Consider the following 242-nt stretch of genomic DNA (forward strand, 5'->3'; position numbering starts at 1 on the left):
TGGTTGAGGCGGAGGCCCGTTGATTCTTTTTTTTCCGCGCCGCGTGTGCGAGGCGACGGTGTTGCAGGAAGGCGTAAGCAATCATAGTCATCAGGGTGTGACGATGAAGACCTTGCCATGATCGCCCCTCGAAGTGATCAAGTCCGAGTTCCTCCTTCAACTGCTGATGCGCCTGCTCACAAATCCATCTTGCCTTGATGGTGGCGGCTAGTGTGCGCAGATCCGTCGCCGCAGGGAGATTG

1 protein-coding gene is annotated in these 242 nt (G+C 56.6%); it reads right to left on the reverse strand.

The genetic code is table 11. From position 1 onward, the window contains the following. A partial coding sequence (locus FNJ47_RS48640) for a transposase (RefSeq protein ID WP_163163795.1) occupies positions 1–242 on the reverse strand: 242 nt, incomplete at both ends.

This window comes from Bradyrhizobium uaiense, assembly GCF_010811875.1.
In the GTDB taxonomy this organism is placed as follows: Bacteria; Pseudomonadota; Alphaproteobacteria; order Rhizobiales; family Xanthobacteraceae; genus Bradyrhizobium; species Bradyrhizobium uaiense.